Annotated in this window: 26 protein-coding genes; 15 read left to right on the top strand and 11 right to left on the bottom strand. The window is 63.8% G+C overall.

The window, feature by feature from the left end; all coding sequences use genetic code 11:
* Window positions 1–21: 21 nt before the first annotated feature.
* Genes JOE41_RS08415 through JOE41_RS08395 form a run of 5 tightly spaced genes read right to left on the bottom strand, consistent with a single transcriptional unit; the run spans window position 22 to window position 4,610 of the window.
* Window positions 22–867, bottom strand: a complete 846-nt coding sequence (locus JOE41_RS08415) for a fumarylacetoacetate hydrolase family protein (RefSeq protein WP_209751976.1) — start codon at window positions 865–867, stop codon at window positions 22–24.
* 52 nt (window positions 868–919) lie between these two features.
* Window positions 920–1,900 (bottom strand): aldo/keto reductase, encoded by a 981-nt coding sequence (locus JOE41_RS08410; protein WP_209751973.1) that lies wholly within the window; start codon window positions 1,898–1,900, stop codon window positions 920–922.
* Between the two features lie 35 nt (window positions 1,901–1,935).
* Window positions 1,936–2,787, bottom strand: a complete 852-nt coding sequence (locus JOE41_RS08405) for an amidohydrolase (protein WP_209751971.1) — start codon at window positions 2,785–2,787, stop codon at window positions 1,936–1,938.
* A gap of 12 nt (window positions 2,788–2,799) precedes the next feature.
* Window positions 2,800–3,228, bottom strand: coding sequence for an RbsD/FucU family protein (locus JOE41_RS08400; protein WP_209751968.1), 429 nt, complete (start codon window positions 3,226–3,228; stop codon window positions 2,800–2,802).
* Window positions 3,225–4,610, bottom strand: a complete 1,386-nt coding sequence (locus JOE41_RS08395) for an L-fuconate dehydratase (protein WP_209751966.1) — start codon at window positions 4,608–4,610, stop codon at window positions 3,225–3,227. Before JOE41_RS08395 ends, JOE41_RS08400 begins: the two co-directional genes overlap by 4 nt.
* Before the next feature lie 185 nt (window positions 4,611–4,795).
* Here JOE41_RS08395 and JOE41_RS08390 point away from each other — a divergent pair, with 185 nt between their 5' ends.
* The 5 genes from JOE41_RS08390 to JOE41_RS08370 all read left to right on the top strand — a co-directional run bounded on the left by JOE41_RS08390 (window position 4,796) and on the right by JOE41_RS08370 (window position 10,323).
* Window positions 4,796–5,575 (top strand): FadR/GntR family transcriptional regulator, encoded by a 780-nt coding sequence (locus JOE41_RS08390; RefSeq protein WP_245200671.1) that lies wholly within the window; start codon window positions 4,796–4,798, stop codon window positions 5,573–5,575.
* A 215-nt stretch (window positions 5,576–5,790) separates the two neighbouring features.
* Entirely contained in the window at window positions 5,791–7,044 is a 1,254-nt protein-coding gene (locus tag JOE41_RS08385) for a sugar ABC transporter substrate-binding protein (protein WP_307800683.1), read from the top strand.
* A 114-nt stretch (window positions 7,045–7,158) separates the two neighbouring features.
* Entirely contained in the window at window positions 7,159–8,025 is an 867-nt protein-coding gene (locus JOE41_RS08380; protein WP_245200670.1) for a carbohydrate ABC transporter permease, read from the top strand.
* Complete coding sequence (locus JOE41_RS08375; RefSeq protein ID WP_209751964.1) at window positions 8,015–8,911, top strand: carbohydrate ABC transporter permease; 897 nt, start codon at window positions 8,015–8,017, stop codon at window positions 8,909–8,911. Before JOE41_RS08380 ends, JOE41_RS08375 begins: the two co-directional genes overlap by 11 nt.
* Window positions 8,912–8,961: 50 nt before the next feature.
* A complete protein-coding gene (locus JOE41_RS08370; protein ID WP_209751962.1) occupies window positions 8,962–10,323 on the top strand; it encodes an alpha-L-fucosidase in 1,362 nt (453 codons plus the stop codon).
* Between the two features lie 142 nt (window positions 10,324–10,465).
* On the opposite strand, the gene JOE41_RS08365 is transcribed toward JOE41_RS08370, so the two are convergent.
* Entirely contained in the window at window positions 10,466–11,203 is a 738-nt protein-coding gene (locus JOE41_RS08365) for a VOC family protein (RefSeq protein WP_209751960.1), read from the bottom strand.
* 46 nt (window positions 11,204–11,249) lie between these two features.
* Window positions 11,250–11,789, bottom strand: coding sequence for a TspO/MBR family protein (locus JOE41_RS08360; RefSeq protein WP_307800682.1), 540 nt, complete (start codon window positions 11,787–11,789; stop codon window positions 11,250–11,252).
* Window positions 11,790–11,956: 167 nt separating this feature from the next.
* On the opposite strand from JOE41_RS08360, the gene JOE41_RS08355 reads away from it, so the two are divergent.
* The 6 genes from JOE41_RS08355 to JOE41_RS08330 all read left to right on the top strand — a co-directional run bounded on the left by JOE41_RS08355 (window position 11,957) and on the right by JOE41_RS08330 (window position 17,411).
* The gene (locus JOE41_RS08355) at window positions 11,957–12,253 is read left to right on the top strand and encodes a hypothetical protein (RefSeq protein ID WP_209751958.1); all 297 of its coding nucleotides are present in this window, start codon (window positions 11,957–11,959) and stop codon (window positions 12,251–12,253) included.
* Window positions 12,254–12,437: 184 nt separating this feature from the next.
* On the top strand, window positions 12,438–13,466 hold the full coding sequence (locus JOE41_RS08350; RefSeq protein WP_209751956.1) for a TerC family protein: 1,029 nt from the start codon (window positions 12,438–12,440) through the stop codon (window positions 13,464–13,466).
* A complete protein-coding gene (locus JOE41_RS08345) occupies window positions 13,463–13,789 on the top strand; it encodes a winged helix-turn-helix domain-containing protein (protein ID WP_011693437.1) in 327 nt (108 codons plus the stop codon). Before JOE41_RS08350 ends, JOE41_RS08345 begins: the two co-directional genes overlap by 4 nt.
* 177 nt (window positions 13,790–13,966) lie before the next feature.
* Window positions 13,967–14,842, top strand: coding sequence for an aminoglycoside phosphotransferase family protein (locus JOE41_RS08340; protein WP_245200669.1), 876 nt, complete (start codon window positions 13,967–13,969; stop codon window positions 14,840–14,842).
* A 53-nt stretch (window positions 14,843–14,895) separates the two neighbouring features.
* Window positions 14,896–16,497 (top strand): HNH endonuclease signature motif containing protein, encoded by a 1,602-nt coding sequence (locus tag JOE41_RS08335; RefSeq protein WP_245200668.1) that lies wholly within the window; start codon window positions 14,896–14,898, stop codon window positions 16,495–16,497.
* Window positions 16,498–16,634: 137 nt separating this feature from the next.
* Window positions 16,635–17,411 (top strand): hypothetical protein, encoded by a 777-nt coding sequence (locus tag JOE41_RS08330; protein WP_209751952.1) that lies wholly within the window; start codon window positions 16,635–16,637, stop codon window positions 17,409–17,411.
* A gap of 98 nt (window positions 17,412–17,509) precedes the next feature.
* Here the strand turns inward: JOE41_RS08330 and JOE41_RS08325 are convergent, their stop codons facing one another.
* Window positions 17,510–17,821 carry a putative quinol monooxygenase gene (locus JOE41_RS08325; RefSeq protein WP_011693432.1) on the bottom strand — a complete coding sequence of 104 codons (312 nt, stop codon included), beginning with the start codon at window positions 17,819–17,821 and terminating at the stop codon, window positions 17,510–17,512.
* A 9-nt stretch (window positions 17,822–17,830) separates the two neighbouring features.
* Window positions 17,831–18,865: a LacI family DNA-binding transcriptional regulator gene (locus JOE41_RS08320; RefSeq protein ID WP_209751951.1), complete on the bottom strand. Its 1,035-nt coding sequence runs from the start codon at window positions 18,863–18,865 to the stop codon at window positions 17,831–17,833.
* A gap of 249 nt (window positions 18,866–19,114) precedes the next feature.
* On the opposite strand from JOE41_RS08320, the gene JOE41_RS08315 reads away from it, so the two are divergent.
* The 4 genes from JOE41_RS08315 to JOE41_RS08300 all read left to right on the top strand — a co-directional run bounded on the left by JOE41_RS08315 (window position 19,115) and on the right by JOE41_RS08300 (window position 24,509).
* The gene (locus JOE41_RS08315) at window positions 19,115–20,467 is read left to right on the top strand and encodes an NAD(P)H-dependent oxidoreductase (protein WP_209751949.1); all 1,353 of its coding nucleotides are present in this window, start codon (window positions 19,115–19,117) and stop codon (window positions 20,465–20,467) included.
* 93 nt (window positions 20,468–20,560) lie between these two features.
* Entirely contained in the window at window positions 20,561–21,592 is a 1,032-nt protein-coding gene (locus JOE41_RS08310; RefSeq protein WP_043484304.1) for a DctP family TRAP transporter solute-binding subunit, read from the top strand.
* An 84-nt stretch (window positions 21,593–21,676) separates the two neighbouring features.
* Window positions 21,677–23,596: a TRAP transporter large permease subunit gene (locus JOE41_RS08305; protein WP_245200667.1), complete on the top strand. Its 1,920-nt coding sequence runs from the start codon at window positions 21,677–21,679 to the stop codon at window positions 23,594–23,596.
* A 19-nt stretch (window positions 23,597–23,615) separates the two neighbouring features.
* The gene (locus JOE41_RS08300) at window positions 23,616–24,509 is read left to right on the top strand and encodes an NAD(P)-dependent oxidoreductase (protein ID WP_232223550.1); all 894 of its coding nucleotides are present in this window, start codon (window positions 23,616–23,618) and stop codon (window positions 24,507–24,509) included.
* A gap of 77 nt (window positions 24,510–24,586) precedes the next feature.
* Here JOE41_RS08300 and JOE41_RS08295 read toward each other — a convergent pair whose 3' ends face one another.
* Window positions 24,587–25,111 (bottom strand): flavodoxin domain-containing protein, encoded by a 525-nt coding sequence (locus JOE41_RS08295; RefSeq protein ID WP_011693426.1) that lies wholly within the window; start codon window positions 25,109–25,111, stop codon window positions 24,587–24,589.
* 230 nt (window positions 25,112–25,341) lie between these two features.
* Window positions 25,342–26,574, bottom strand: a complete 1,233-nt coding sequence (locus JOE41_RS08290) for an amidohydrolase family protein (RefSeq protein WP_209751945.1) — start codon at window positions 26,572–26,574, stop codon at window positions 25,342–25,344.
* Between the last annotated feature and the right edge of the window lie 88 nt (window positions 26,575–26,662).

Genomic DNA, 26,662 nt, shown 5'->3' with positions numbered 1-26,662 from the left:
TCCCGGCCGAGGCCGTTCTGACTAGGATTGCGAAAATTCCTGCCGCTGGCGCCCGAGGCCGGCTACTTCAATCTCGACGACGTCTCCCGCCTTGAGGTAGGGGAATCGGCCCGAAAGCGCCACGCCTTCCGGAGTGCCGGTACATACCAAGTCCCCCGGTTCCAGGACGAGGTACTGGCTGAGGTCGTAGATGATCATTTCGACGTCGAAGATTAGATCGCGGGTAGATGAATCCTGCCGTGCTTCGCCGTTCACCCAGCTCCTCAGCCGAAGGTCCCCGGCGTCGACTTCGTCGGGCGTCACAAGGAACGGGCCGGTGGGGCAGAACCCCGCGCAGCTCTTGCCCTTGGACCATTGGCCCCCGGAGACCTCCAGCTGGAACTCCCGTTCGGAGAGGTCATTGACGGTGACGAAGCCGCCGATATGCTCCCTGGCTTGATCTGGCGAGTCAAGGTATGAGGCGCGTTTGCCAATGACGACGCCGAGCTCCACTTCCCAGTCCGTCTTGGTTGATCCGCGGGGAATGGCCACGCGATCGTAAGGACCGGCAACGGTGTTGGGCGCCTTGTGGAAGATGATGGGGACCGTCGGCGGCTTTGAGCCGGACTCTGCCGCATGGGCTGCATAGTTCATGCCGATGCAGATCACTGATGAGGGGCGCGCGATGGGGGAACCGATCCGCGCGCCATCCAGGGTGATTTCGGGCAGGTCTCCGGCGGCGAGGGCCGCCGCAACACGTGCGGGGCCGCCCGACTCCCAGAAGGCCGTGTCGATATCGGCGGTCACCGGCAGCAGGGAATAGTACTTGTTCTCGTTCACGACGGCGGGGGCTTCGGCGCCGGGCGCACCTATGCGTGCAAATTGCATCGGTTCTTCTTTCTCAAGTGTGTTCGGTTGGCGGGGCGTTGCGGCCGCCCGGTTATGTGATCAGGCCGGTTTCGCGCAGCTCGTCCCAGAGGGCCGGGGGCACGGACTGCGCTGCGAGGTCCAGGTTCTGCGTCACCTGTTCCGGGGTGCGCATGCCAAGTACCACGCTGCTCACGGCAGGGTGCTGGTACGGGTAGGCGAGGGCGGCCGTTGGCAGGGTTGTGCCGTGGGATTCACAGATTCGGGCCAGCCGGTTTGCCCTGTCCAACAGTTCGCGGGACGCGGCCTCATAGTTGTAGGTGGCGCCGGGTACGGGCCTGTTCTTTGAGAGGAGCCCGGAGTTGAAGACGCCCACGTTCACAACGGCAACGCCCCGTTCCAGGCACGCAGGAAGCAGGTCCCTGGCCGCACCCTGTTCAAGGAGCGTGTACCGGCCGGCGAGCATGATGACGTCGATGTCGGTCTCGGCGACGAAGCGGTGCAGCATTTCGGCCTGGTTCATGCCGGCGCCCCAGGCGCCGATGATCCCTTCATCCCGCAGGGCGGAGAGCGTGGGGACGGCGCCTTCCAAGGCCTCTTCCCAGTAGTCATCGGGATCATGGATGTAGACGATGTCGAGCCGGTCTGTGCGGAGTCGCTGCAGGCTTTCTTCAATGGAGCGGAGGACCCCGTCCCGCGAGTAGTCACGGACGCGGGCGAGGTTGTCCGGCACGTCGAAGCCCTCGCTGTCCCGCCCTGCCGGGGCGGTGTTGGGTCGCAGGAGCCGGCCAACTTTGGTGCTCAGCACGTAATCGCTGCGCTCGCGTCCTGCCAGTGCGGCCCCGATCCTGCGCTCAGAGAGTCCCAGGCCGTAGTGGGGTGCCGTGTCGAAGTACCGGATGCCGCCCTCCCAGGCGGCGGTGACGGCGTCGAGCGCTTGCTGTTCAGGCACCTCCCGGTAGAGGTTGCCGATCGGCGCGGCGCCGAACCCCAGTACCGGCAGTTGCACGTCGGTTCCCGGAATGGTGCGTTTTTGCTTGAGATTTGCGTGCATTGGGTCAATCCTTGTCTGATCTTTGGAGACGCCTGCTAAGCAGGAGTGTCTAGTCGATAGAAGCGGGCGGCGGTCGCCCAGGCGACGCCGTCACGTTCAGCGGCGCTGGCCCCCGCGAGAGCGCTGTCCATGACCAGGTCGATCCACCCCTGGTACGCGGCCGGATCCGTCATCGAAACCGGCCAATCGCTTCCGATCATGCAGCGTTCCGGCCCGAAAATCTGGAGGGCCTCTTGAATGAAGGGCAGTGCCTGGCCTCCAAGGGGCCTGCCGGGTGCTGCTTCGGCCCCCGCCCCCGAGAGTTTGATGACGACGTTCGGCAGCCCCGCCAGCTTCCGCATCGAGTCACGCCAGGCGCCGAGGGTGCCTTTTGCGACCGGCGGTTTGCCCATATGGTCCAATACGATGCTCAGTTCCGGCACCTCCCTTGCCCAGTCCGCCAGGGTGCCGAGCTGCCAGGACCGGACGCAGGCGTCAAAGGTGAGCCCTGCGAGAGCCACCTGCCGGGCGCCGGCAATCATCTGCGGGGCGAGAATTTGGGAGTCGTCCAGATCTTGGAAGAGGTGCCTTACTCCCCGGACCAGCGGCCGCTGGGCCAGCTGCTCCAGGTCCCGGGCCAGTTCGTTGCCGCCGTCGAGGCGGGCGAAGGCGACGACGGCGGACAGTGCAGGCCAGTCGGCGGCCAGCGCGCTCACCCAGTCCACTTCCTTGAGGGCCTGGTCTTCCCTGCAGTCAGCCTGGACGAAGACTGCACCGCGGGTGTTGTTCGAAGTGTGCGGAAGGTCCTGGGGGAGGAACGGTTTGTTCAGAGCCGCGCTGTTCGCCAACCACGTATAGTCAAACAGCGTCGGGTCCCAAACGTGGACATGGGAGTCAATGACCTTCACGGCATCCGCCCATCACTCGGTTGCCTCTGCACGGACGCCGATGGTCAGCAGGAGATTGGCGTAATGACGGGTGTCTCCGCTTGCGATGACGATTGCGACATCGGCTGATCGGGCTGCGTCATAGAAATCAAAACGCTGGTGGGACGTGATGGGGACGTCCTTGCCAAGGGCCTTCTCATAGCCCTTGACTGCTTCCGTCCAGTTTCCGTCCGGGGGCGTCATGACGGCGGCGGCTTCGATCGGAACCGCGTCGACAAGGACCTCAAGGATCTGGTCAATGCCGAGCAGCCCGGGACGCAGATTGAGGGCGACACGCGTGGCGGTAGCGGGGGCTCCGGTGTTGTGCGGATAGTTGCCGTCCGCGATGAGGATCTGGGAACCATGGCCTGACTCCGCTAGCGCTGCAAGCAGCCCGGGGTGCGTCAGGGTGTAGTTGATCATGCGCCCGCTCCTTCGCGTGTGGTTGCGAACATCATTCCACTGACAACGCGTGCGGACTTCCGGGCCTCTTCATCCCGGCCCTTTTCGGTCCCTGCCCAGTAGTTGCCCGAAGGGAAGGCATATTCCTGCAGCGTTAGTTCCTTGATCTCCGCTGAGTAGCCCGGATTCATCGGAGCTACGTAGGCGCCGTCGGCGATGATGCAGGGATCCACGAAATGCTCATGCAGGTGGTCAACGTACTCGGTGACTCGCCCTGAGAGGTCGCCCGACACTGCGATGAAGTCGAAGATCGAGAGGTGTTGTACAAGTTCACAGAGCCCGACGCCCCCTGCGTGGGGGCAGACAGGGATGCCGAATTTGGCGGCCATCAGCTGCACCGCGAGCACCTCATTCACGCTGGCGAGGCGGCAGGCGTCCAACTGGCAGTAGTCGATGGCCTCGGCTTGGAAGAGTTGCTTGAAGAGGACGCGGTTCATGCCGTGCTCGCCGGTGGCTACGCCGATGGGTTGGACTGCCCTGCGGATCTCGGCGTGCCCGAGGATGTCGTCGGGGCTTGTTGGTTCCTCGATCCAAAGGGGGTTGAATTCCGCCAGTTGTTTCACCCAGTCGATCGCCGCGGGAACGTCCCACACCTGGTTGGCGTCGATCATGAGGTTGCCCTCCGGCCCGATCACATCGCGGGCGATGCGAAGTCGGCGGATGTCGTCCTCCAGGGAGGCCCCGACTTTCAGCTTGATATGGCGGTAGCCCTGGTCCACAGCCTCCTGGCACAAGCGGCGCAGCTTTTCGTCGGAGTAGCCCAGCCATCCCGCGGAGGTGGTGTAGCAGGGATAGCCTTCACTCATCATTTGTTCGAGGCGGTGGTTCCTTGTGGGGTAGAGGCCGGCAAGGATTCCGAGGGCCTCATCCCGCGTCAGCGCATCCGACAAATACGTCAGGTCCGCGGCGTCGACGATCTGCTCCGGGGACATGTCCACGAGCAGCCGCCACAGCGGCTTTCCGGCACGCCGCGCGGCCAGGTCCCACACCGCGTTCATTACCGCTCCTAGTGCAAGGTGTTCCACACCTTTGTCCGGTCCGAGCCACCGCAACTGTGAGTCCTGCTTCAAGCTCCGGTAGGTCTTCCCGAGGTCCTGGCAGACATCCGCGACGTCGAGTCCGACCAGGGGGCGCGCGCGCAGCTCCATGGCCGCGGCGCAGATCTCATTGCCCCGTCCTATTGTGAAGGTGAATCCGCAGCCGTAAACGGCGGGATCCTCCGTCCTCAGGACGATGTACGCGGCGGAGTAATCGGCGTCGTGGTTCATGGCATCTGAACCGTCAGCGGTCAACGAGGTGGGAAACCGCACGTCGTAAACGTCGTATCCGGTGATGTTTGGCAAGGTAAGTCCTCCAGGTTAAGCGAGGCAGCTGACGCTCTAGCGACGTTGGCGAGCATCATCTGATGTATTTGGGGATATTTGATGAGAATATAGTAGTAGGAGGCTTTTTCCAAGCAATACATCAGATGACCTGGGTTCCCGGCTAAAATCAGCGGAACCCTGATGTTTCGAGAAAGGCGGACCGGATGGACAACCTTCCGATGTCCCAGACAGACGTCGTCATCTCCGGCGTAAAGCAAATGCTCTCCACCCGCAGGCTCAAACCAGGGGATCGCCTGCCTATCGAGAAGGACCTTGCGGCAGAACTCCAGGTGTCCCGGGGGTCCCTTCGGGAGGGAGTCAGGGCACTGTCCACGATGGGAATCCTGGAGACCCGCCAGGGCGCCGGCACGTTTGTCACCAAATTGGAGCCAGCCGCCTTGCTGACGGCTATGGAGTTCTGGGTGGGTCTGCAGGACGGTGAGCGGGCCAATCAGGTGCACACCGTCCGCCGGGCACTGGAAACGGAGGCCGCTTCTGCCGCGGCTTCTTCCATTAGCGAGGAGGAACTTCAGGTCGCGGAGCAGGTCCTTCAACGTGCGCACGATGCGATCGGCGGGACTCCTGTTGACCATAACGCGGCGATGCAATGCGATATCGAGTTCCACAGGCTGATAGCCAGCGCTTCCCGCAACCATGTGCTGGCCGCCCTGATCGAGACAGTCTCCACGAAGACGATCCGCGGCCGTATGTGGCGGTCCATCCACGACCATGAGGGGTTGCTGGCGACGCATCGCGAACACCTGGGAATCCTCGACGCATTGAGACGCCATGATGCGGAGCGCGCCAGGACCCGGATGGCAAACCATCTTTATGCGGTGGAGGACTATGTCAGTGCCATCCCTTCCCCCGTTTTGGACGAAGCCCTCCAGCAGGGGCGGTTCGACGAAGAAAGTCCAGTTGAAGGCAACAGCACATTCGTCTGATGTTGTATGGCCGACATGACTCTTTTAGGGGAAGAACTGCTGCTTTTGACTGATGAGTGATGAGAAAGATCGGATGTATTTGGCTTTTTCTCTTGACTTCCCCAAATCAGGGGGACATTCTGGAGCGACAAAGGTTGCGTGTATCACATCCGTCAGGCCACGAGGACGTCGCCCGGCAACCGCCTTTGTCCCCAAGAGATGAAAGGACATCCATCGTGTCGCAAACCCGCGCTTACGCCAGGCTGCTCACCGCGATTGCGGCTGCAGCTGTTGCCGCTACTGCCCTGACAGCCTGTGGCTCCGGAGCCACCTCATCATCGGAGAACGGCAATGAGGCTTCCTCGATGTATACGTGGATTTCAAACGAGAACGACCGGGCCCAGTGGCAGGCGTTCGTGGATGCGGCGAAGAAAAAGGATCCCGGGTTCAACCTGGCGTTGGAGGGACCGAGCTTCACGGATTACTGGACGAAGGTCAAGACCCGCCTCTCCAGCTCTGGTGCCCCCTGCATCATCACGAGTCAAGCAGCGCGGATGCAGGAGCTAAAAGACCTGACAGTGCCATTGGATGACCTGGTCAAGAGCAACAACCTGGACATATCTGTCTACAACAAGGCAATGATGGACGGGATGACGGTTGACGGGACGCTGCGCGGCATCCCGTATGACGCCGAGCCTACGGTTTTGTACTACAACAAGGACCTGCTGGCCGCGGCCGGCGTGAAAGAGCCAGGCGCCAGCTATACCACCAGCCAGTTCCTCGCGGACCTGAAGGCGGTGACTAAGGACGGCGGTGCCGGTCTGGCAGTGCCGCCCGGTTTTGTGGCAGGTCCGGGCCTGCCGTTGGCCTTCGCCAACGGACACGAGCCGGTTAAGGATGGAAACCTTGATCTGACCAACCAGGGCCTCGTGGACGCACAGCAGTTTGCCTTTGATCTTTCAGCCAAGGAACAGGTAGCCGGCGCACCGCAAGCCTCGGATGCCCTTGACGTAGCGGAGCAGCAGTTCATGAGTGGAAAAGCCGCGATGATCATTGACGGTCCTTGGATGTACGACTCCTTGACCACCAAGACCAAGGGCAAAGTAGGCATCGCCGTTATTCCGTCGGACTCCGGTAAGAGCGTAGGCATGATCCAGGGTTCAGGCTTCGCCATAGCTGCTTCGTGCAAGGACAAAGAAGCGGCCTTCAAAAACATCATGAAGATCACCACCGCAGAGGTTGTGGGCGCCGTTGGGGCTGCCCGCGGCACCGTTCCGTCCATTGAATCGGCGGTCCAGGATTGGGCGGGAAACAAGCCGGCCTCCGACGTCGCTACTGTCAAGGCCCTTTTGCAGAGCGGCAAGCCGTTGGTGACCACGCCAACCTGGAACCAGGTGGAGACATCTTTCACGCAGTACTCAGGGCAGGGGTTCCGCGGCACCAAGTCTGCCGAGGAGATCCTCAGCACCATCATGAGCTCAGCTAAGTAAATCCCCAGGGCGGGCTTCTGCCAAGGAGCCCGCCCGCACGATTGATGGAATAGGTCAACGATGACTGCCATACCTCCAACAGCTGTTACAGACCGGAAGGTGCCCATACGAAGCATGGGTCACGGACGCGTTGCCGCCGCTTACCTGGCGCCGGGAATGCTCGGTTTCCTCATCTTCATTGTGTTGCCCCTGATCGCTTCGCTGGTTATCAGCCTGTTCGACTGGCCCCTTTTCGGGACACCGGAATTTGTGGGTCTGGACAATTACGTGCGGATGCTGACCACCGACCCTGTGTTCTGGACGGTGCTTGGCAATACCATGTTCTTTGCTTTTTGCTACACGGTGCTCAACCTCGTTGTGGCGCTCGCCCTGGCGACTTGGGTGCACAACCTCGGCAGCTGGGGGCCGTTCTTCCGGGTCCTGTTCTTTGTCCCCGTAGTGACTCCCATGGTGGCGAACGCCTTGGTTTGGCGGCTGATGCTGACGGACGACGGGGCGGTGAACAGCTTCCTGGCAACCTTGGGAATTCAAGGGCCTTCATGGCTCAGCGACAGTCACCTTGCCATGGGATCCCTGATAGCAATGTCCGTCTGGCAGGGAATCGGCTACAACATCATCGTGCTCGGGGCCGGGCTAAGCGGCATCTCGCCGAACCTGCTCGAAGCCGCGCGGATCGACGGGGCGGGAGCCTGGCAACGATTCTTCCGTGTGGTGCTTCCCATGCTCTCGCCGTCGCTATTCTTCTGCACGGTGATGACCATCATCGGCTCGTTCAAGGTTTTCACCCAGCCGTACCTCCTCACGCTCGGCGGCCCCGGTGACTCCACGAACACCATTGTCTTGTACCTCTACCGCAACGGCTTTTCCTTCGACAAGCTGGGCTACGCCTCCGCCTTGGCCTGGGCACTGTTCGTGATCGTCATGTTAATTACGGCGCTCCAGTTCGCGCAGCAGAAGAAGTGGGTCAATTATGACAACTGAGATTCTCGTTCCGCGGGCAGCAGATCGGACTCCGGACCAGCAACCCAGGAAAAACCGGCGCAAGAGGTTTCCCGCCGGACGCGTCTTTAGTCGGGTAGGGGTGGTCCTCGTCGGGGCCGTCTTCTTCTTTCCCTTCATTTGGATGTTTGCTTCCTCGCTGAAGCCGACCTCCGAAATCTTCTCGACCGGTTCAAGCTTTTTCGCCTCCCGCGTGGAGTGGTCCAATTACGTGACGGCGTGGACGGCCATTCCCTTCGGGCGCATCATCCTGAACAGTTTCCTCGTGGCCACGGCCGGTGCCCTGCTGACAACCGTCGTGTCGTTGCTTTCCGCCTACGCCTTCGCCCGCTTGCAGTTCAAGCACCGGGACAAGCTGTTCCTCGTTTTCCTGGGCACGTTGGTATTGCCCCAGGAAGTGTTAGTGATTCCCCTCTACATCATGATGAACAAGCTCGACATGGTTAACTCGTTGCCCGCGCTGATCGTGCCCTTTGCCTTCGGAGCCTTCGGGGCATTCCTTATCCGGCAGTTCCTACTCGCGCTGCCCATTGAGTTCGAGGAAGCGGCCAGGATCGACGGCGCAGGCTCGATCCGAATTCTTTGGAGCGTCATTCTGCCTTTGGTCCGTGCGCCACTTGCCGTCGTCGCGGTCTTCAGCTTCATCGACTACTGGAGCAGCTTCCTCTGGCCCCTGGTCGTCATCAATGACGTCTCCCAGGCCACCATCCCGCTGGGCCTTTCCATGTTTTCAGGAGAGCGCGGCACCGACTGGGGTCCGCTTATGGCGGCAGCCACGGTGGCCGTTATTCCCAGTCTGCTGATAGTGGTCCTCCTGCAGCGCCAGCTCGTCAAGGGCGTCAGCATGGGCGGCTTCGGCGGACGCTGAATATGCACCACCACCCGAAACCCGACCCACACCTCATGTATTGGAGCAAAATGAACAACTCGACTGTCGACAATAACGACTGGAAGAAGCTTTCGCGGCCCGTCCCGGAGTGGTTCCAAAACGCCCCGTTCGGCATCTTCATCCACTGGGGTGCGTACTCCGTCCCTGCCTGGGCTGAACCGATCGGGGCGTTGGGCACGATCGACGACGACCGTGAATGGTTCACACACAACCCCTACGCTGAGTGGTATTACAATACGATCCGGATCGACGGAAGCCCCGCCCAGCAGCACCACAGGGAGAATTTCGGCGGAGAAGACTACGATGCCTTCCTGGAACAGTGGAAGGCCGAGCAGTTCGATCCGACCGAGTGGGTGGAACTTTTTCAGTTCGCTGGCGCAGACTACGTTGTTCCCACCACCAAGCATCACGACGGCATCGCTCTCTGGGACGCACCAGGGACGGGGGATCGTAATACCGTCCACCGCGGCCCGGGCAGGGACCTGATCAGGGAGATTGCAGATGCAGTCCAGGCAAAGGGCCTCAAACTGGGCCTCTACTACTCCGGCGGCCTCGATTGGCACGTTCGTCCGTTCCCGCCGCTCATCACCAGCGAAAGTGTCCATGACTCGTCCCGGCCCAAGGACGCCGGGTACGCGGAGTATGCCTACAAGCACGTCATCGACCTGGTGGATAAGTACAAACCGCACGTTCTCTGGAATGACATCGAGTGGCCGGATGCCGGTAAGCATTTCGGCGAACACGGACTCGGGCGACTCTTCGAATATTTCTATTCGGTCAACCCGGAGGGCGTCGTAAATGACCGCTGGGGTGATACGCACAAGGACTACGCGACCAGCGAGTACGAGCACTTCTCGCAGTCTGAGTCTGAATCGCAGTGGGAGAACTGCCGTGGTGTCGGGTTCTCCTTCGGCTACAACCAGGTGGAAGGCCCGGAGCAGTCCCTCAGTGGCAAGGAGCTGGCGCGGCATTTGACTGATGTCGTCTCCCGGGGTGGACACTTCCTGCTCAATGTGGGGCCCAAAGCCGACGGAACCATTCCCGAGATACAGCGCCAGGCGTTGACTGACCTCGGTCACTGGATGGCCACGGCCAAACAGTTCCTGGTCGGTGCTATGCCGCTGGCAGAGGACATAGCAGCCAAGGAGGACGCACCGTGGGTCCGATGGCTCGACAGGGGCGATGAAGTCATTGCGTTTGTGGATTCATCCGATGAGCACTCAGAGGCTGTCTTGGAGCTCGACGCCGGTCAGTTCGCACTCGGAAAAGCCGCGGTGGCCGGTTCCGGGGGCGCCTTGGGACACGAGGGGGCCCGGCTCAAGGTCGAACTACTTCCTGACCGTCGAGGGCCAGTGATTGTCCGTGTTCCGAGACTTAACGTCGCGGGTTAGGCGCTCGGCTGCATTATGCACCGAACGAGCGCGGGCGACGGCGGGAGGTTTCCGCCGTCGCCCGCTTCCTGGGTGGCGGGTGGCGCCGCTTAGTTCGGGCTCCGGGAGTTCGCACCAGCATCGCCAGCCGAGCCACCGCGCCTCAACGCGGTGCGAGGACGCAGAACTCGTTGCCCTCTGAGTCGGCGAGGCACACCCACGGCACATCGCCCTGGCCGACGTCGGCGTCAGTGGCGCCCAGAGCCCGCAGCCGGGCCACCTCGGCCGCTTGGTCATCACCGGGGTATGGCATCAGGTCGAGATGGACGCGGCCGCAGACGGTCTTCAAAACTGGCTCGCGAAGGAACTCAAGATACGGCCCCACACCCTTGGCGGATCGCAGCCTGGCGTGATCGTCGGTCACCTCATGCAGGGTCCAGTCCATCGCCTCGCCCCAGAACCGGGCCATGGCCCGCGGGTCCGCGCAGTTGACCACCACGGCGGCTATCGGCCCGGTGTCCCGGTAGATCGACCGGGGTTCCAGCACGCGGAACAGGTTGCCCTCCGGGTCGGCCATGGCCGTCCACGGCACATCACCCTGGCCCACGTCGGCGGGCGTCGCACCGAGCTCCTTCAGCCGGGCGACCAGCTCCGCCTGGTGGGCCGCGGAGGTGGTGGCGAGATCGAGGTGCGCGCGGTAGTTGACCGTTTCGGGGTCCGGGACGGTGACCACATCCACGCAGACGGCGACGGGGTCCGGCCAGACGAAGCCCACGGGTTCAACATTGGTCACGCCGGGTCCCTCGCTGGAAACACCCCAGCCGAGTGCCTCCGCCCAGAACCGGCCGATCGCTGCGTCATCCCGAGCCTTGAAATTCACCTGAACGAGTTGCAATGCCATACCGCCAGACCCTATAACAGCCAGCATCCGAAACGGGAGGCGAACCCTAGTTGTTCAGGGCCGCGTACAGGTTCAGGCTGCCCGAGAACACCAGCCACGAAACGTAGGGCAGCATCAGTACCCCCGCCGTCGTACTGATCGGCCCGAAGTGCAGCACGGCGAGGGTCGCAATCACCGCGTGCGCCGCGATCACCAGCAGCGCCAGCCACAGGGCTGCGGTGCCCATCATCGGATACATGCCGAAAAACATCAGCGGCCACGACAGGTTCAGCAGCAGCAGGCTGCCATAGACCTTGAGCGCCGGCCGGCGCGGGTGCCGCTGCTGACGCCACACCAGCCATGCCGCCACCGCCATGGCGGCGTATAGCACCAGCCAGACCGAGCCGAACATCCACCCCGGCGGGGTCCACGGTGCCTTGTCCGCGGCCGCGTACCAGGCACTGTTCATCCTGATCGGCAGGGAGCCCAGCAGCGACACCGCACAGGACGCCGCCAAGAAACCGAGGAGGGCCGCGATCTGCCGCCTCCGCGGCCGGGTGCCGGGGGCGGGAGTGCCCGGGGCGCTTTGTTCAACGTTCAAGAGCACTGACTTACTGTGAACAACTGCGAGCCCTCCCGTCAAACCACGACCGTCAAACCACGACGGCGGGACCCCCGCCGTCGTCCGCCCGCCGTCGTTCGCCTACTGGCTTTCACAGCCTGCCCATAGGCAATCGGTGACTTGTTCCAATGCGGGTGGACGACGATCAGGGTATGAGCGCATGGAGAAGGAGAACAGTTCGCGGGCTGGCCGCCGTCGCGGCGTTCTTCCTGGTCGCAGCCAGCGTGGCCGGCATCGATGAGATGGCCAACGCAAAAATACCGGGTACGGCCACGGGAACCGTCCAGGCAACCGCTATGAACACCGAGGTGCGGCTTGAGCACGTCCTTCTGGCCGGCCTCATTCAGGGCAGCCTTCCCGGTGGTTTCCCAAATGACGACGTCCGGGACGACAAGTACGACGAGGACTATCTGGAAACCCTCCACGTCGAGCCGCGTCCCCCGGCCTGAAAGCCGCCCGCTCACCCATTGCCGTAACAGGTGAAATATGTTTCACTATTTCGTACGGAGGGGAGTATCCCCTGAATGTTCCGTCGTCAGTCCGGCCGTCCCTGAACGGCCCGGCGGGACAGGTCCCCAGAGGACCGGGAAAGACCTCCAGTTGGTTGAACTGACTGGAAGCGGGTTTTGTCTGATGAACGTTCCCCTATGGGCCTGGTTGGCCGTTCTTGGCTTCATTGTCCTCATGCTGGCTGTGGACCTTTTCGCGCACCGCAAGGCACATGTGATCGGTGTCCGGGAGGCGGCCCTGTGGTCGGCTGTCTGGGTTGCCTTCGGAATTGGTTTCGGTGCGCTGGTATGGCGGATCTACGGGGCCGAGTTCGGCCAGCAGTACTTCGCCGGATACCTGATCGAGAAGTCCCTGGCCGTGGACAACGTGTTCATCTGGGCCATCATCTTCACGTACTTCGCGGTGCCCCGGGAGTACCAGCACCGCGTCCTGTTCTTCGGTGTGCTGGGCGCGCTGGTGTTCCGCGGCATCTTCATCGCGGCCGGCTCCGCGATCATCGCCAGCGCCGGATGGGTGCTGTACCTCTTCGCGGCCTTCCTGCTCTACACCGGCTACCAGATGATTCGCCACCGCAACGAGCACCTGGACCCGGAGAAATCCAAGGCGCTGGCGCTCTTCCGCCGACGGGTGCCCATGACCGAGGACTTCCACGGCCAGCGGTTCCTGATCCGCAAGCGCGGCGCCCTCCTCGCCACCCCGTTGCTGGCCGTCCTGGTGCTGGTTGAAGTCACCGACATCATCTTCGCGGTTGACTCCATTCCGGCAATCTTCGCGGTCACCGACGAAGTATTCCTCGTCTTCACCGCCAACGCCTTCGCCATCCTGGGACTCCGGGCCATGTACTTCCTCCTGGCCGACCTGATCCACCGGTTCATCTACCTCAAGATCGGCCTGGCACTCGTCCTGATCTGGGTCGGCATCAAGATGCTCCTCAAGATCGACATCTACTACATCCCCACCCCGGTGTCGCTCGCCGTCATCGCCACAATCCTCGGCGTATCCATCGCGGCAAGCCTCTGGGTCACCCGCGGGCAGGCACGTCACGCGCTCCCCGCACCGCAGAACCCGCCCTTCGGAACCGCCTCAGCCGAGGAGATCGAAGCGCTGGAACCGTTGTGGCGGCGTCCCGGTAAGAAATCGGTCCGGACGTGAACCCGGAGGAAGCATCCCGCCCCGGCCTGCCCGCTTCCGGGCGGGCCGGGTGGACCTTCCTCACCAACCACGGGCACGTGCTGCTGGCCGTGGCGGCGGACCCCGAAATGCGTGTGGCGGACATCGCCGACCGGGTGGGCATCACGCCGCGGGCGGCCCTCCAGATCCTCAAAGACCTTGAAAGCGGCGGATACCTGCACCGCACCCGGGTGGGACGCCGCACCTTCTACAACATTGAACCGCATCAGCATTTCCGGCATCCCACCGAGGCAGCACGCGAAATCGACGGGCTGATCCGCCTGTTCTCCGATCCGGCGCCGTAAGAACGTTGCCCGTTTTCAAACGCAAGCGGACGACGGCGGGACGTCCCGCCGTCGTCCGCTTGGCAGTGCGCCCCCAAGGAGGACCGTAACGTCCGTACCTGACAATGGAAGGGGCCGGATACCTCGCCGGAACATTTAGACGCAGGAACAAGGAAGGCGGAACCTTGAATGGCGGGAATGCCACCAGCCACGGTGGAAGTGAGTGACGCCGTCGTCCAGGGCCTCGTCCGGGACCAGCGGCCCGACCTCGGCGATCGTCCGTTGGAGCGGGTGGCGAATGGCTGGGACAACGCGACTTTCCGGCTCGGCGACGACCTGGCCGTCCGGCTGCCACGCAGGCCGGAGGCGGTTTCCCTGATACTGCATGAGCTGCGTTACCTTCCCGGCATAGCCCGACGCTCCCCGTTTGCGGTTCCTGTCCCTGTCCATGCCGGCCGGCCGACGTTGGACTTTCCTTGGCCGTGGAGCATCGTGCGGTGGGTCCCCGGAGCCGCCGCTGCCGACGCCGGCCTTGCAGACCGCGGGCCGGCCGCCGAGGGCCTGGCCGAGTTCCTCCTGTCCCTCCACGTGCCCGCCGAAACCGGCGTCCCGGTGAATCCTTTCCGCGGCGTGCCGCTGACGGACCGTACCTCTGCGGTGGTGGAACGGCTCGCGGACCGCGGACGCTACCCGCAGGCGGCAGCACTGAAGGAGGTGTGGGCGCAGGCGTGTGCCGCTAGAGCCTGGGACGGCCCGGCGATGATGCTCCACGGCGACCTTCACCCGGGCAATATCCTGCTGGCGGAGGACGGCTCGCTGGCCGGCGTCATCGATTTCGGCGACGTCGGGGCGGGGGACCCGGCTGTCGACCTCGCGGTGGGGTGGCTGATGTTCGACGCCGGCGCCCGCCGCCGCTTCACGGACGCCTTTGGCCCCGCAGTGGAATGGGACACCTGGATGAGGGCCCGGGGCTGGGCTCTCATCCTGTCCACCGCCATGCTGAGCAACTCCGACGATAATCCGCGGATGTTCGCCGTGGGGGAGTTCGGGATCAGGCAGGTCCTGGAAGGCTGACTTTGCCTGCAACTCCCGCGTTAATTGTCAGAGCCTGCTGTCATGCTGTGGGTATGGACGGCAAGGCGGTTGCGGAGACGTTGGAGGCCATGGGGGCTTCCCTTGCTGCGTTGGCTGCGTGTGCCGGCCGCGGGGCCGGGAACGGCGCCGGGAACCTGGCCTCGTCTGGTGCTGATCCTTTGCGGGACGAGGCGGACGCGTGCCTGGACGGCCTGGCGGGGGTGGGTGGCCTGGAGGCCATGCTGGCCGCGGTGAAGGTGCACTTCGCCGCCGGGTACGTCCGCGCTGCCGCGGCCTTGGCGGCCCCGGCCGTTTCCCCGCGGGAGCGCACCGCGCAGGAGATGGCGGTCACGGCGGAGGTGGCCTGTGTCCTGACGGTGGGTGAACGGTCGGCAGCGGCGTTCCTGGCGGAGTCAGCCCTTCTGAGTACCGGGTTGCCGCTGACGCTGTCCGCGCTGCGGGCTGGGGGCATTTCGTGGCAGCACGCGCGCATCATGTGTGATGAAACATCCGGTCTGGACCCGGTCGCGGCTGCTGCCCTGGAGGCTCATTTCCTGGACCCCGGGGCTCCCTTTGCTGCGCGGGGCTGCCCGGCCGGGCAGCTGGTGCCGGGCAGGTTCCGGGCCAAGGCGCGCAGCTGGCGTGAGCGGCACCATCCGGTCAGCCTCGAAGCACGCCACCGCAAGGCCGTGGAGGACCGCCGGCTGGACTATGCCCCGGACCGGGACGGGATGGCCTGGCTCTCGGCCTATGTGAGTGCGGACGTGGCAGCGGGGGTGTGGGCCCGTGCCACGGACGCGGCGCGTGCCCTGCAGGGCCCGGCCGAATCCCGGACCCTGACCCAGCTCCGTGCGGACGTCGCCGCTGACTGGCTCATCGCCGGCGTTGCCGAGGGTGTTCCGTCGCCGAAGGCGCAGGTGTTGGTGACCGTCCCGGTGGTGTCGCTGCTGGGCGCGGGGACGGAACCGGCCACCCTGGACGGGTATGGTCCTGTTCCGCCGTCCATGGCCCGACGGCTTCTCGGCGAGGGCGCCGGATCGTTCCTGCGTGTGCTGACCGACCCGCGCAGCGGGGCGCCGCTGGAGATCGGACGCAGCAGATACCCGGTTCCGAAAGCGATGCGCCAATGGCTGCGGCTTCGGGACGGCCGGTGCCCGTTTCCCGGCTGCAACAACCACTCCCTGGATAACGAAGCGGACCACCTGCTGGCCTGGTCCGCAGGTGGCGGCACCGGTATCACCAACCTGGGCCAGCCATGCCCGAAGCACCACCGGCTCAAACACACCACAGCATGGACGCCGGTCGGGGCCACCCGGGACCAGCCACCGGGCTGGATCTCACCCGCAGGACGCTCCTACCCCAGCGAACAACAGGACTGGGAACCACCACACTGGCCCGACATACCCGCCGGCGCGGAGCCCGCGGGCGAAAACCCCGCGGTGGAGGACGACGACCCGGAGTGGGTACCGGAATGGGAACCACCCCACTGGCCGGACATACCCGCCGGCGCCGAGGGCAACCCCGCAGGCGAAGACCCCCAGTGGGAACCACCCGACTGGCCGGACATACGTGCCGGTGCCCCCGGTCCCGGCGAGACCGGGCCACCACTACCCGCCGACCCCTTCCCTGACTGGGCACAATTCATCGCGGCATAGGATCACCCGTGCACGGTCCTGCCCGCTGCCCAGGCAACCACCGGTGGCGAATGCCGAGGACTGCCCGGGGCGGCCCTTATACTCAAGAGTCCTAGCCGGACGGCCTTATTGGGGGAGACGTGGACGAGGGAACTGCTGTGCCTGCCCAGGAAACGCAGGGACTACCGCCGGTGTACCTGGAAGTGCCGCACCCGTCGGGTTTGCAGGATGCCGGGACATCCAAACTGCTGAACACCGGGCTCACTGCGGCTGAAGCTCTCATCGTCTCCGAACCGGCCCCCGTCCAGTACGCCACCAGATCACAGAAACGCATCCGGGATGTCTTGGGCGTCACGTGGATTCTGTCGTGCATCGCCGCCGGCGTGATGTGGTCCGTCTACAGCGACGCGGCAGACGGGCCCTACCAAGGGGAAGCGGACTGGGCGCTTGTGTTGCTGGGAATCATCGCGCCGTTCGCAATCGTCTTCAGCTTCTACCCGCATTGGCAGGAATGGCGGCACAAAAAGCGGCACAAGGCGTGGCTTGCCCGATTCATCGCAACATGGCCGCTGCGCGAAAGTCTGGTGAGCGTGGAGAGCATCCCTGACGTGTGGCAGCGCATCACCGTGGGCACCATGGCTGACACGCTGGCGGCTGATCGCGGGGCCGTACTGATGCAGGGCGGTGGCGCATCCGGGGAGATTCCCCTCCGGCTGCTAACCGAAGCCCTAACCGCAGTTGGCACCTATGCCCGGGCCGCTTCCCTGGTTCCGGACTTGCAGGCGGCGGCCCAGCAGGCTGTCGACCGGTTTAGCGAGCTGGCCGGACGACGGCGGGAAGACCTCCCGTTGGCAGGCCCGCCGTCGGTGCCGGGTCAACAGCTGCGGCGGCGCCGTAAGGGACCCGTCAGCGACGTCGGCCGCCTGCCGGAATAGCCGGCGGACCTCTCGTTTCGGGGGGACATTCCCCAGATCAAACGCAATCGGAGCGGCGGGAAGTCCCGCCGTCGTCCGCTGCCCGTATCGGGTACTGCTTAGAGTTCGCCCTGGTGGGGAGTCCCGGCGGGGATCGGCACCAGTCGCGTGACATCCACCGGTTTCTCCAGAAGACCCTCGAGCGAGGCGTTGAGCCGTTTGACGGCATCGCCGGCGCCGTGGGCATCGAGCAGCTCGGCGCTTTCCCACTTTTCAATCATCATGATCTGGCCGGTCGGCGATTCATGGATGGCGTACAGCAGGCAGCCGGGTTCTTCGTGCACCTCTGCAATGGCGGGGGAGAGCGCGGCGACCACCTGGTCGTAGGCGCCCTCTTTGGGAGTGAATTCTGCGGTGACAATGACAGTCATGAAATTTCCTTAGCTGATAGGGGAGAGGGCGAGAGGTGAGCAACTGCTGCGTGGGACAAAGTCGGCCTTAACTTCAATCGTGCGGGGAGCCGCAGGGAGCCGTCCCTGCATCCTGCCCAGAACCAGCTCCAACGAGTGCACCGCGAGCATGTCGATCGGCTGACGGATCACGCTCAACGGCGGGTTGGTCAGTTCTGTCCAGGGGTTGTCGTCAAAGACAATGACCGACAGATCGTCAGGTATCCGCACGCCGATCTGGACAAGGCGTCGGACGGAGCTCAGAACCTGGGCGGTGTTGGCCACAATGAGCGCCGTGGGGCGGTCCGGCAGGGCCAGAAGAGACCCGACGGCGTCACCCCCGCCGTCTCCCCGGAACGCTACATCCCGGATGAGCTGGGGGTCCACGCTGATCGAAAAGTTGTTGTGCGCGGCTTTGTAGCCCTCGATCCTGGACCGCCCCGTCGAGGTGCTGACGGGCCCGGTAATGAGGCCAATACGCCTGTGTCCGAGGCCGAGCATGTGTTCGGTGGCGCGTCGGGCCGAATCTACGTTTTCGATGCTCACCAGGTCCACGTCTTCGAGTTCCGGAATGGTGCGGTCGACGAAGACAACATTCACACCCAGGGACTGGAGGCGTGCCCACTTCTCAATGTTTGCTCCGGTGGGCGTGGCAATGACCCCTCCCACTGAGCGGTCAAGGAGTGTGTCCAGGCTGTCGGCTTCGAGGTGGGGGTCTTCCTGGGTGGTCATCACCATCACCTGAACGCCGTGGCTGCGGGCCTCCCAGACAACGCGGTCGGCTAGGTGCGCAAAAAAGGGGTTGGCCAGGTCTGCCACCACCAGGCCAATGGTGGGGGTATGGCCGACGCTGAGTTCACGGGCGGCGGCGCGGGGCCGGTACCCGAGTTCATCAATGACCCGCAACACCGTTTCGCGCTTGGCCGGCGCGACCGGGCCTGAGTCCGGATTCAGTACGCGGGACACCACCGAGACTGAAACTCCGGCCGCCGACGCGACATCGCGAATTGTTGGCGCCTTCTTCACTTCTCCTCCTCGGTGAGGGTCCTGGCCTGGCGTGCGATCACTAAGAGCTGTTTCGTTGGCCCTGGGATGCTCGCTGAGAAACCTTCGTTTGCGTTCCGGTGTGACTGTTGACACAGCCTATCACTGACTGGTACAAAAGTGGAACCGGTTCCACTCCGGTCCTAAAATTCCTATTTGCGACGAAGAAGTTGCTCCGCCCCTCCGGTGGAGGGCCCTTCTCGACGCGGAACGCCAATCAGAGAGATCCCCATGAACCTCCACAAGCTTCTTAGCGACCGCGAGCAGGATGGCCGTCCGATCCGAGTCGGACTCATCGGAGCCGGCCGCTACGGCACCATGTACCTGGCTCAGGCAAACAACATCCCGGGAATCCATGTCGTCGCTATCGCCGACATCAACGTCAAGCGCGCCGAAGGGGCATTCGAGCTTGTGGGTTGGCCCAAGAACCAGATCGCGCCGGACATCGCTACCGCCCTCAGGGACCGCTCCACGACCATCGTGGCCAACGCGGACGAGCTCTTTGATGTAGATATCGACGTCATTGTCGAAGCGACGGGCAACCCCATCGTCGGAGTGAAGCATGCACTGCGTGCCATCGAGACGAAGAAGCACATCATCATGGTCACGGTGGAGGCCGACGCCCTGGCGGGTCCGGCCCTTGCCAGGCGCGCAGAAGCCGCCGGTGTGGTCTATTCGATGGCTTACGGTGACCAGCCGGCCCTCATCATGGAACTTGTCGACTGGGCACGCACCAGCGGCTTCGATGTTGTCTGTGCCGGCAAGGGCGCAAAGTTCCTTGAGCACTATCACGAGATGAATCCCGACAACGTCTGGGAGAACTGGGAGTTCTCCAAGGAACTCACCGATTCCGGGCAGCTGAACCCGAATATGCACACCTCCTTCCGTGACGGCACAAAGGCCTCCATCGAGATGGCCGCCGTAGCCAACGGCGCCGGACTCGTGCCTTCCGACACCGGGCTTACGTTTACGCCGGGGGACGTTGAAGAGATCGCCACAATCTGCCGTCCGGCCGACGCCGGGGGAGTCCTCGCCCACGAAGGAACCGTTGACGTCATGTCCAGCGTCAAGCGTGACGGCACGTGGATCCCGCACAACACCCAGGAGGGCGTGTTCGTCGTGGTCAAGGCCACCAACGCCTACGTTTCCGGCTGCTTCACTGAGTACCCGTGGCACCCGGACCCCACCGGCCAGTACGCCGCGCTCTACCGCCCCTACCACTACGTGGGCCTCGAATTGAATATGTCCATCGCCAACGCAGCTCTCCGCGGGATCTCCACAGGTTCGCCGATCGGGTTCTTCGGCGACGTTGTTGCGACAGCAAAGAAGAACCTCAAAGCCGGCGAATTCCTCGACGGCGAAGGCGGGTACACGGTCTGGGGTCAGCTGGTTTCGGCCAAGCACTCCGTCGCAACCGGCGCCCTCCCGGTTGCGTTGGCCCACCACGTGGAACTGCGGAACGACGTGGCCAAGGGCGGAATCGTGGGCTGGGACGACGTCATCATGGACGACTCCCTGGCCCAGGCCCTGGAGGTTCGCCGGGAAACCGAAGCGCTCGTCGCGGAATTCGCAATCAACGCCTGACCCTCCCGCACCAAACCGGGCGCGGCAATGAACTTCGGCCGATGACGTTCACGCCTCCGGAACAAGACTCCTTCCAATGAAGAAAGGCATCACATGAAATCCAAGACCCGCGCCCTCACCGGAGTGCTGGCATGCACCCTCGCCGCCTCAGTCCTCGCCGGATGTGCCTCAGGGGCCTCCGGCGGGACTGGAGCGCCGGTGGCCAAGATCCAGCTCTCCATCCCCGATCCGCTCACGTCCTCCGTCGGTGTCTCGGCCCAGCATTTCGCCGACCAGGTCAAGAAGACGTCCAACGGGTCCGTGACTGTCACCGTTGTCCCCAACGGAACGAGCTTCAGTGGAGACCAGAACGCGGCTGTGACACGCCTGCAGGGCGGTTCCCTCGATGCACTTATCCTGTCGACGTCCGTCTACGCAGCCGTCGTACCTGAAATGAACGCCATCAGCATTCCGTTCCTCTTCAAAGACACCACCGAGGAAGCGGCGTTCCTGGCAGGAAAGCCGGGCCAGGCGCTGAAGGAAAAGCTTGCCGCCAAAGACACGGTCGCGCTTTCCTTCCTCACCCGGACCGGCCGGGAAATTACGAACTCCGTTCGCCCCATCGAACAGCCCTCGGATCTGAAGGGACTAAAGATCAGGGTTCCAGGCAACCCGTTGTGGACCGACTACTTCAGCAAGCTCGGCGCCAGCCCCACCACCATGGCATTCTCTGAGGTCTTCACCGGTCTGCAGACCGGAACGATCAACGGCCAGGAAAACCCGATTGAGGTGCCGTGGACGAACAAGTTCTCCGAAGTCCAGAAGTACATTTCGATGACCAACCACATCAACGACGCCTGGGTACTCGCCCTCTCCTCGAAGAAGTGGGACACCCTCACCGATGAGCAGAAGAAGGCCCTCACGGACGCCTCTGAGGAAACCGCCACCTTTAAGACCGGTTACGACGCCGAGCAGTCCAAGAAGCAGCTCGAGGAACTCACCGCCAAGGGCATGAAATCCAACGAGCTCAGCGCCTCCGGTCTGGAGGAATTCAAAGCGGCTTCCAAGAGCCTTTACCCGACCTTCTCCCAGCTGATCGGCAAGGACTTCTTCGACCAGGCCATCGCTTTCACCACCACCAAGTAGCCCCCGCCGGCCCGGGGAGCCGAATGCTCCCCGGGCCACCCGCAAGGAAAAGTCCCACTCTCAATGTCGACAGTCTGGAAGCCCATGAAAAACATCACTACGCCCGAGGAACTCGAGGAGGTCCTCCCCTCGGACGCGGAAGAGATACTCCACCACGGCCATGTACCCCCGCGTTGGAGCGGTGCCCTGTGGCTCGACAAAACGCTTGAATGGGTTGTGGGCGCTGCCATCCTCGCGGAGCTCGTCGTGATCCTGCTGAACATCATGGTGAGGGTGATCACCGGCGATTCCGTGCTCTGGACCCAGGAAGTCTCCGAGATCGCGCTGCTGACCATCGCTTTCATCGGCGGCGCCATCGCGTACCCCAAGGGCGCGCACATGTCCGTCCAGGCCCTCATCATGCGCCTCCCCGCCACTTGGAAGCCTTACCTGGCCGCCCTGGTCGACTGGCTGGTGTTCATTATGAGCGCAGGCGCATTTGCGCTGTTCGTTCCCACCCTTGTCCAGCAGATCGAGGAAAAGACCCCGATCCTGCAGCTGCCCGTTTTCTGGGTCTCACTGCCCTTCTCCGTCGGCATGGTGCTGATCGCCTGGTTCGCCCTCCTCAAACTGTGGCGCCAGGACCGCCGGCCGGCACTCATTGCTGCGGGAATCGCCGCCGGACTGATTGTTCTCGTCCTTGTGGCCCAGCCGCTTTTCTACTACGCCACCCCCAACGTCCTGCTCGGCGTCGTCCTCCTGCTTTTGTTCATGCTGCTGTTCCTGGGCCTGCCCATCGCATTCGTCCTTGCCCTGGCATCCGGGATCTACCTTTACCTGGGCGGCATTTCCGAGGTCAGCGCCATCCCCATCGGAATGGCTTCCGGGGCTAAGGGCTTCGTCCTTCTGGCGATCCCGTTCTTTATCCTTGCCGGCACGGTCATGAACTCCGCCGGCCTGACCCTCCCGCTGGCCAAGCTAGTCGATGCCCTGATCGGGCACCTGCGCGGCGGCCTGCTCCAGGTGGTCGTCGTGACCATGTACATCTTCTCCGGCATCTCCGGCTCCAAGGTGGCCGACGTCGCAGCAGTGGGGACCACGATGCGCGGCATGCTCGAAGAACGAAAGTACCCCCGTGGAGAAGTCGTCGCCGTCCTGTCGGCCTCGGCCATCATGGGCGAAACCATCCCGCCGAGCATCGTGCTCCTGATCCTTGGATCCATCACCACCATCTCCACCACCACGCTGTTCCTGGCCGGCTTCGTTCCCGCCGCCTTCCTGGCCCTCTGCGTCATGGCACTCGTCTTCTTCCGCGCCCGCAAACAGGGCGGCGTCGCCAGCCCCAAATCCAGCTGGCGTGAACGCGGATCGGCAACCTTCTTCGCAATTCCGACTCTCCTGCTTCCTGTGGGCATGGTGGTGGGAATCCTCAGCGGCTTTGCCACACCCACTGAAGTGTCGTCCGTGGCCGTCGCCTACGCCTTCATCCTCGCCGCCGCTTACCGGCGCGGCAGCAAGCGGCTGCTGGGTGACACGCTGCGGGAAACCACGACGACGGCGGGAATGGTGTTGTTTATCATCGCGGCGGCGTCGCCGCTGGCCCAGACCCTCGCGCTTGCAGGTGTCTCCCAGCAGATCCACGACCTCATGTCAGGGCTCGGCGACTCACCACTGCTCTTTATGCTGTTCACCATCGTCCTGCTGATCATCATGGGCCAGCTCCTTGAAGGCCTCCCCGCGGTACTGATCTTCGCGCCCCTGCTCCTGCCGATCGCCGTCGACTTCGGCGTCAACCCGGTGCAGTACGCGATGGTACTGATCATCTCCATGGGTATCGGCTCATTCGCACCGCCAGCCGGCGTCGGCTTCTACGTCGCCTGCGCAACCGCCCACGAAACTGTCGAGAAGAGCCTCAAGCACTTCTGGCCCTACCTCATCGCCGTGTTCCTCGGGCTCCTCGTTCTTGCCGCAGTCCCGTGGTTCAGCACATTCCTTCCCGCCCTCGCCGGACTGATCCCCTTCTAAGCGAATGACAACACCCGCAATGAGTGAGAAGGAAATGCCCGGCTTCCGCGGCTCCGTGGCCCTCATCGGCACGGGGCCCATGGGGGCCCCGATCGCCCGGAACATCCTCGCCGGCCACGTTCCGCTTACTCTCTGGAACCGCACAGCGGAAAAGGCCCGCGCGATCGGGGGAGGGACCGTCGTAGCCACCCCGGCCGCGGCCGCAAGCGAAGTCGTGCTGACTGTATTGCCCGACCTCCCCCAGGTTGCGGCGCTACTTCCCGGCGAGGACGGCCTGCTGGCAGGATGGAAGGCCGCCGGCATCGAGCATCCGGTCTTGGTGATTCACGGGACGGTGTCACCGGTGGCGGTCGCGGAGTTCGCCGACGACTGCCTGCGAAACTGGGGACTGACCGTCGTGGACGCACCCCTCAGTGGCGGAACCATCGGTGCTGAAGAGGGCCGGCTGAGCATCATGGTTGGCGGACCGGCCGAGGCCGTGGAGCGCTTGACCCCGCTCTTCGGGCTATACAGCTCGACAGCCGTTCATTTCGGCAAAACCGGCGCGGGGTCAACGGTGAAGGCGTGCAACCAGATCGTCGTCGCCGCCACGGTAAACGCCCTGGCCGAAGCGATGGCCCTCGCAAGCACTGCCGCATTGGACCTTGAGAAGGTGCAAACCACCCTGGCAGGCGGCCTTGCCAACTCAGAGGTCCTAAGGCAAAAGGGACACCGCTGGATCGACCAGGACTTCGAGGGTGGCGGTTCTGCGAAGAACCAGCTCAAAGACCTCAACTTCATAGCCGAGATTGCCGCGGCACACGGGATAAACCTTCCGTTGGCTGCGTGCCTGCAGAGTTCGTTCGAAGAGATGATCGCGGCCGGCGACGGCGACATGGACCATACAGGGATCTACCGGACCTTACTGTCTTAGCCTCCAGACAGGGGAACGGCGCCAAACGCAACGGCGCGCCTACGAGGGAGTGGCGTCGCCGGGAACGGGGGATCAGCTCACAAGCTGCCGAGGAAGTCCTCTGCGAACCGCCTGACACCATCCCACTCGGTGTAGACGTAATCCTGCGATGTGTCGGTATCCAGGCTGCCTTTGTCGCTGGCGATCTTCTTCATCATGTGCCGCTTGAGGAACCCGTACTGCGTGTAGAGCAGCGCCCCGCCGAAGAGTCCCACCCGAGCAGGCCGCCAGCCCGTTTCATGCTCGAATTTCTCGACGTAGCTCTCCGCGTTCTCGGCGTCCCCGTGGGCAGCCAGGCTGACAGAAAAGAGCGCGGACGGGAGGCGCGTCAGGACATCACCGTTCTTCCGCACGAAATCCCGGACGTAGTCTTCGTGCTTTCCCAGGTGGACCGACGCGCCAACGATCACGGCGTCGTACCCGTCCGGGATCGTGTCCCCGGCCTGCTTGATGTCCGCCGGGTCCGCGCTGTGGCCGTGTGCCCGCACCACGTCCGCGATGTACTCGGCGATCTTGGCAGTCTGCCCCTCGGTAGTCCCGTAGGGAAGGTAGATCTTGGCCATGATTGGCCTCCTTGTGCTGACGGCCCGCGCGCGAAGAGGGCATCGCCTGAATGATCCACGGACCTTCTCACACCAGTCTGAGCACGCCCGGGGATGCAGCCGTAGGGTCGAACGACCCGGAACGGGAGCCGGCTTTTCACCGCTGGCCGCGGCCCGGGCGGCGGACTCCGGGGCTGCCGCCGGTTCGTTTCGTGTTGGTCACCGATGATGACGAATGGGGCCGGTGTTTATTACCCGGCTGCGCGTGGAAGAACAGCCAGCCCGTCGGCGACGAGCCTGCCGTCGTGTATGACGGTGCGGTCGGTGCCGCGGTCCATGACGGTGCTGGTGACGGTTTCGCCGTCTACCAGGACGACGTCGGCCCGGTCGCCTGGGGTCAGGCCCGGCCGGTCGTCGGGGCTGGTGAGCCGCGGGACGGTGCGGTCCATGATGGACGCGCCTCCGACCGTGGCGATCGCCGCGCAGTGCTCGATGAGACGGTCCTTGCGCAGCCGGTGCGTGAAGGCCAGCTGCCAGGTGCGGTCGAGCATGTCGCAATTGCCATACGGACTCCAGTAATCCCGTTGACCATCCTCGCCCAGACCAACGCGGATCCCGGCCTCCGTCATCCGGGCCAGGTCGAACTGGGCGCCTCCACTTGCCGGGGCCACGGTCGCCCAGGCGACGTCCAGCTCGGCCATCTGCTCCACGATCCGGGCGGTCACATCGGGGTGGACGTTGGCCAGATCGTAGGCGTGGGAAAGCGAGACGCGTCCCTGCATGCCCAGTGCGCGGGTGCGTTCGAAGATGAGTTCCGCACTGAAGACCCCCAGATGGCCGGGCTCGTGCAGGTGAATATCAACGTCCACCCCGTACTTCTCGGCCAGCCCGAAGACGATGTCCAGATGGCGGGCCGGGTCGCGGTCCAGCTGGCAGGGATCAATGCCGCCGATGGTGGTCGCCCCCGCACGGAGGGCCTCCTCAAGGAGCGGCACAGTGCCGTCCTCGAGGAGGAGGCCCGCCTGGGGGAAAGCCATGACTTCTACCTCGGCCGCGTGGGCGAAGCGCTCCTTCGCCGCCAGGACTGCTTCGAAGCGCTCAAGCTTGCAGTCCACATCGATCTGCGCATAGGAACGGACGCGTGTGGTGCCCCGCGCAATCATCCGTTCCAGCGTTCCTGCCACCACATCCGCGTACGGGATGGGCGTGTCACGCCAGTTTTCCCGGTCGTTGCACATCATGTTCCACACCCCGGGAGAGGCGGTGTGCTCCCGAAACGGCAGTCCTATCCGGGTCGAGTCGAGGTGGACGTGCACGTCCGTGAAAGCGGGGAAGGCGATGCGGCCGCGTCCGTCGATCGTGCCGCCGGCGGCGTCAGCTGACACGTCGCCGGTCCCCGCGGGATGAACGGTTGCAATACGCCCCTCGTAAACCTCGAGGTCTACGTTGTCCCCGCCCCAGGGGCGGACGTTAGTGATGAGCATGATTCATTCCTTTCGGATGGGCTGGTGAACACGACGGCGGGGAAGGCTCCGGTACAGTGGCACCGGCGCCTTCCCTACCGCACCATGG

It is taken from the genome of Arthrobacter sp. PvP103 (assembly GCF_017833075.1).
GTDB lineage: Bacteria > Actinomycetota > Actinomycetes > Actinomycetales > Micrococcaceae > Arthrobacter.
Note: the sequence above shows the minus strand (reverse complement) of the source record. Positions and strands in the feature narration are given on the sequence as shown.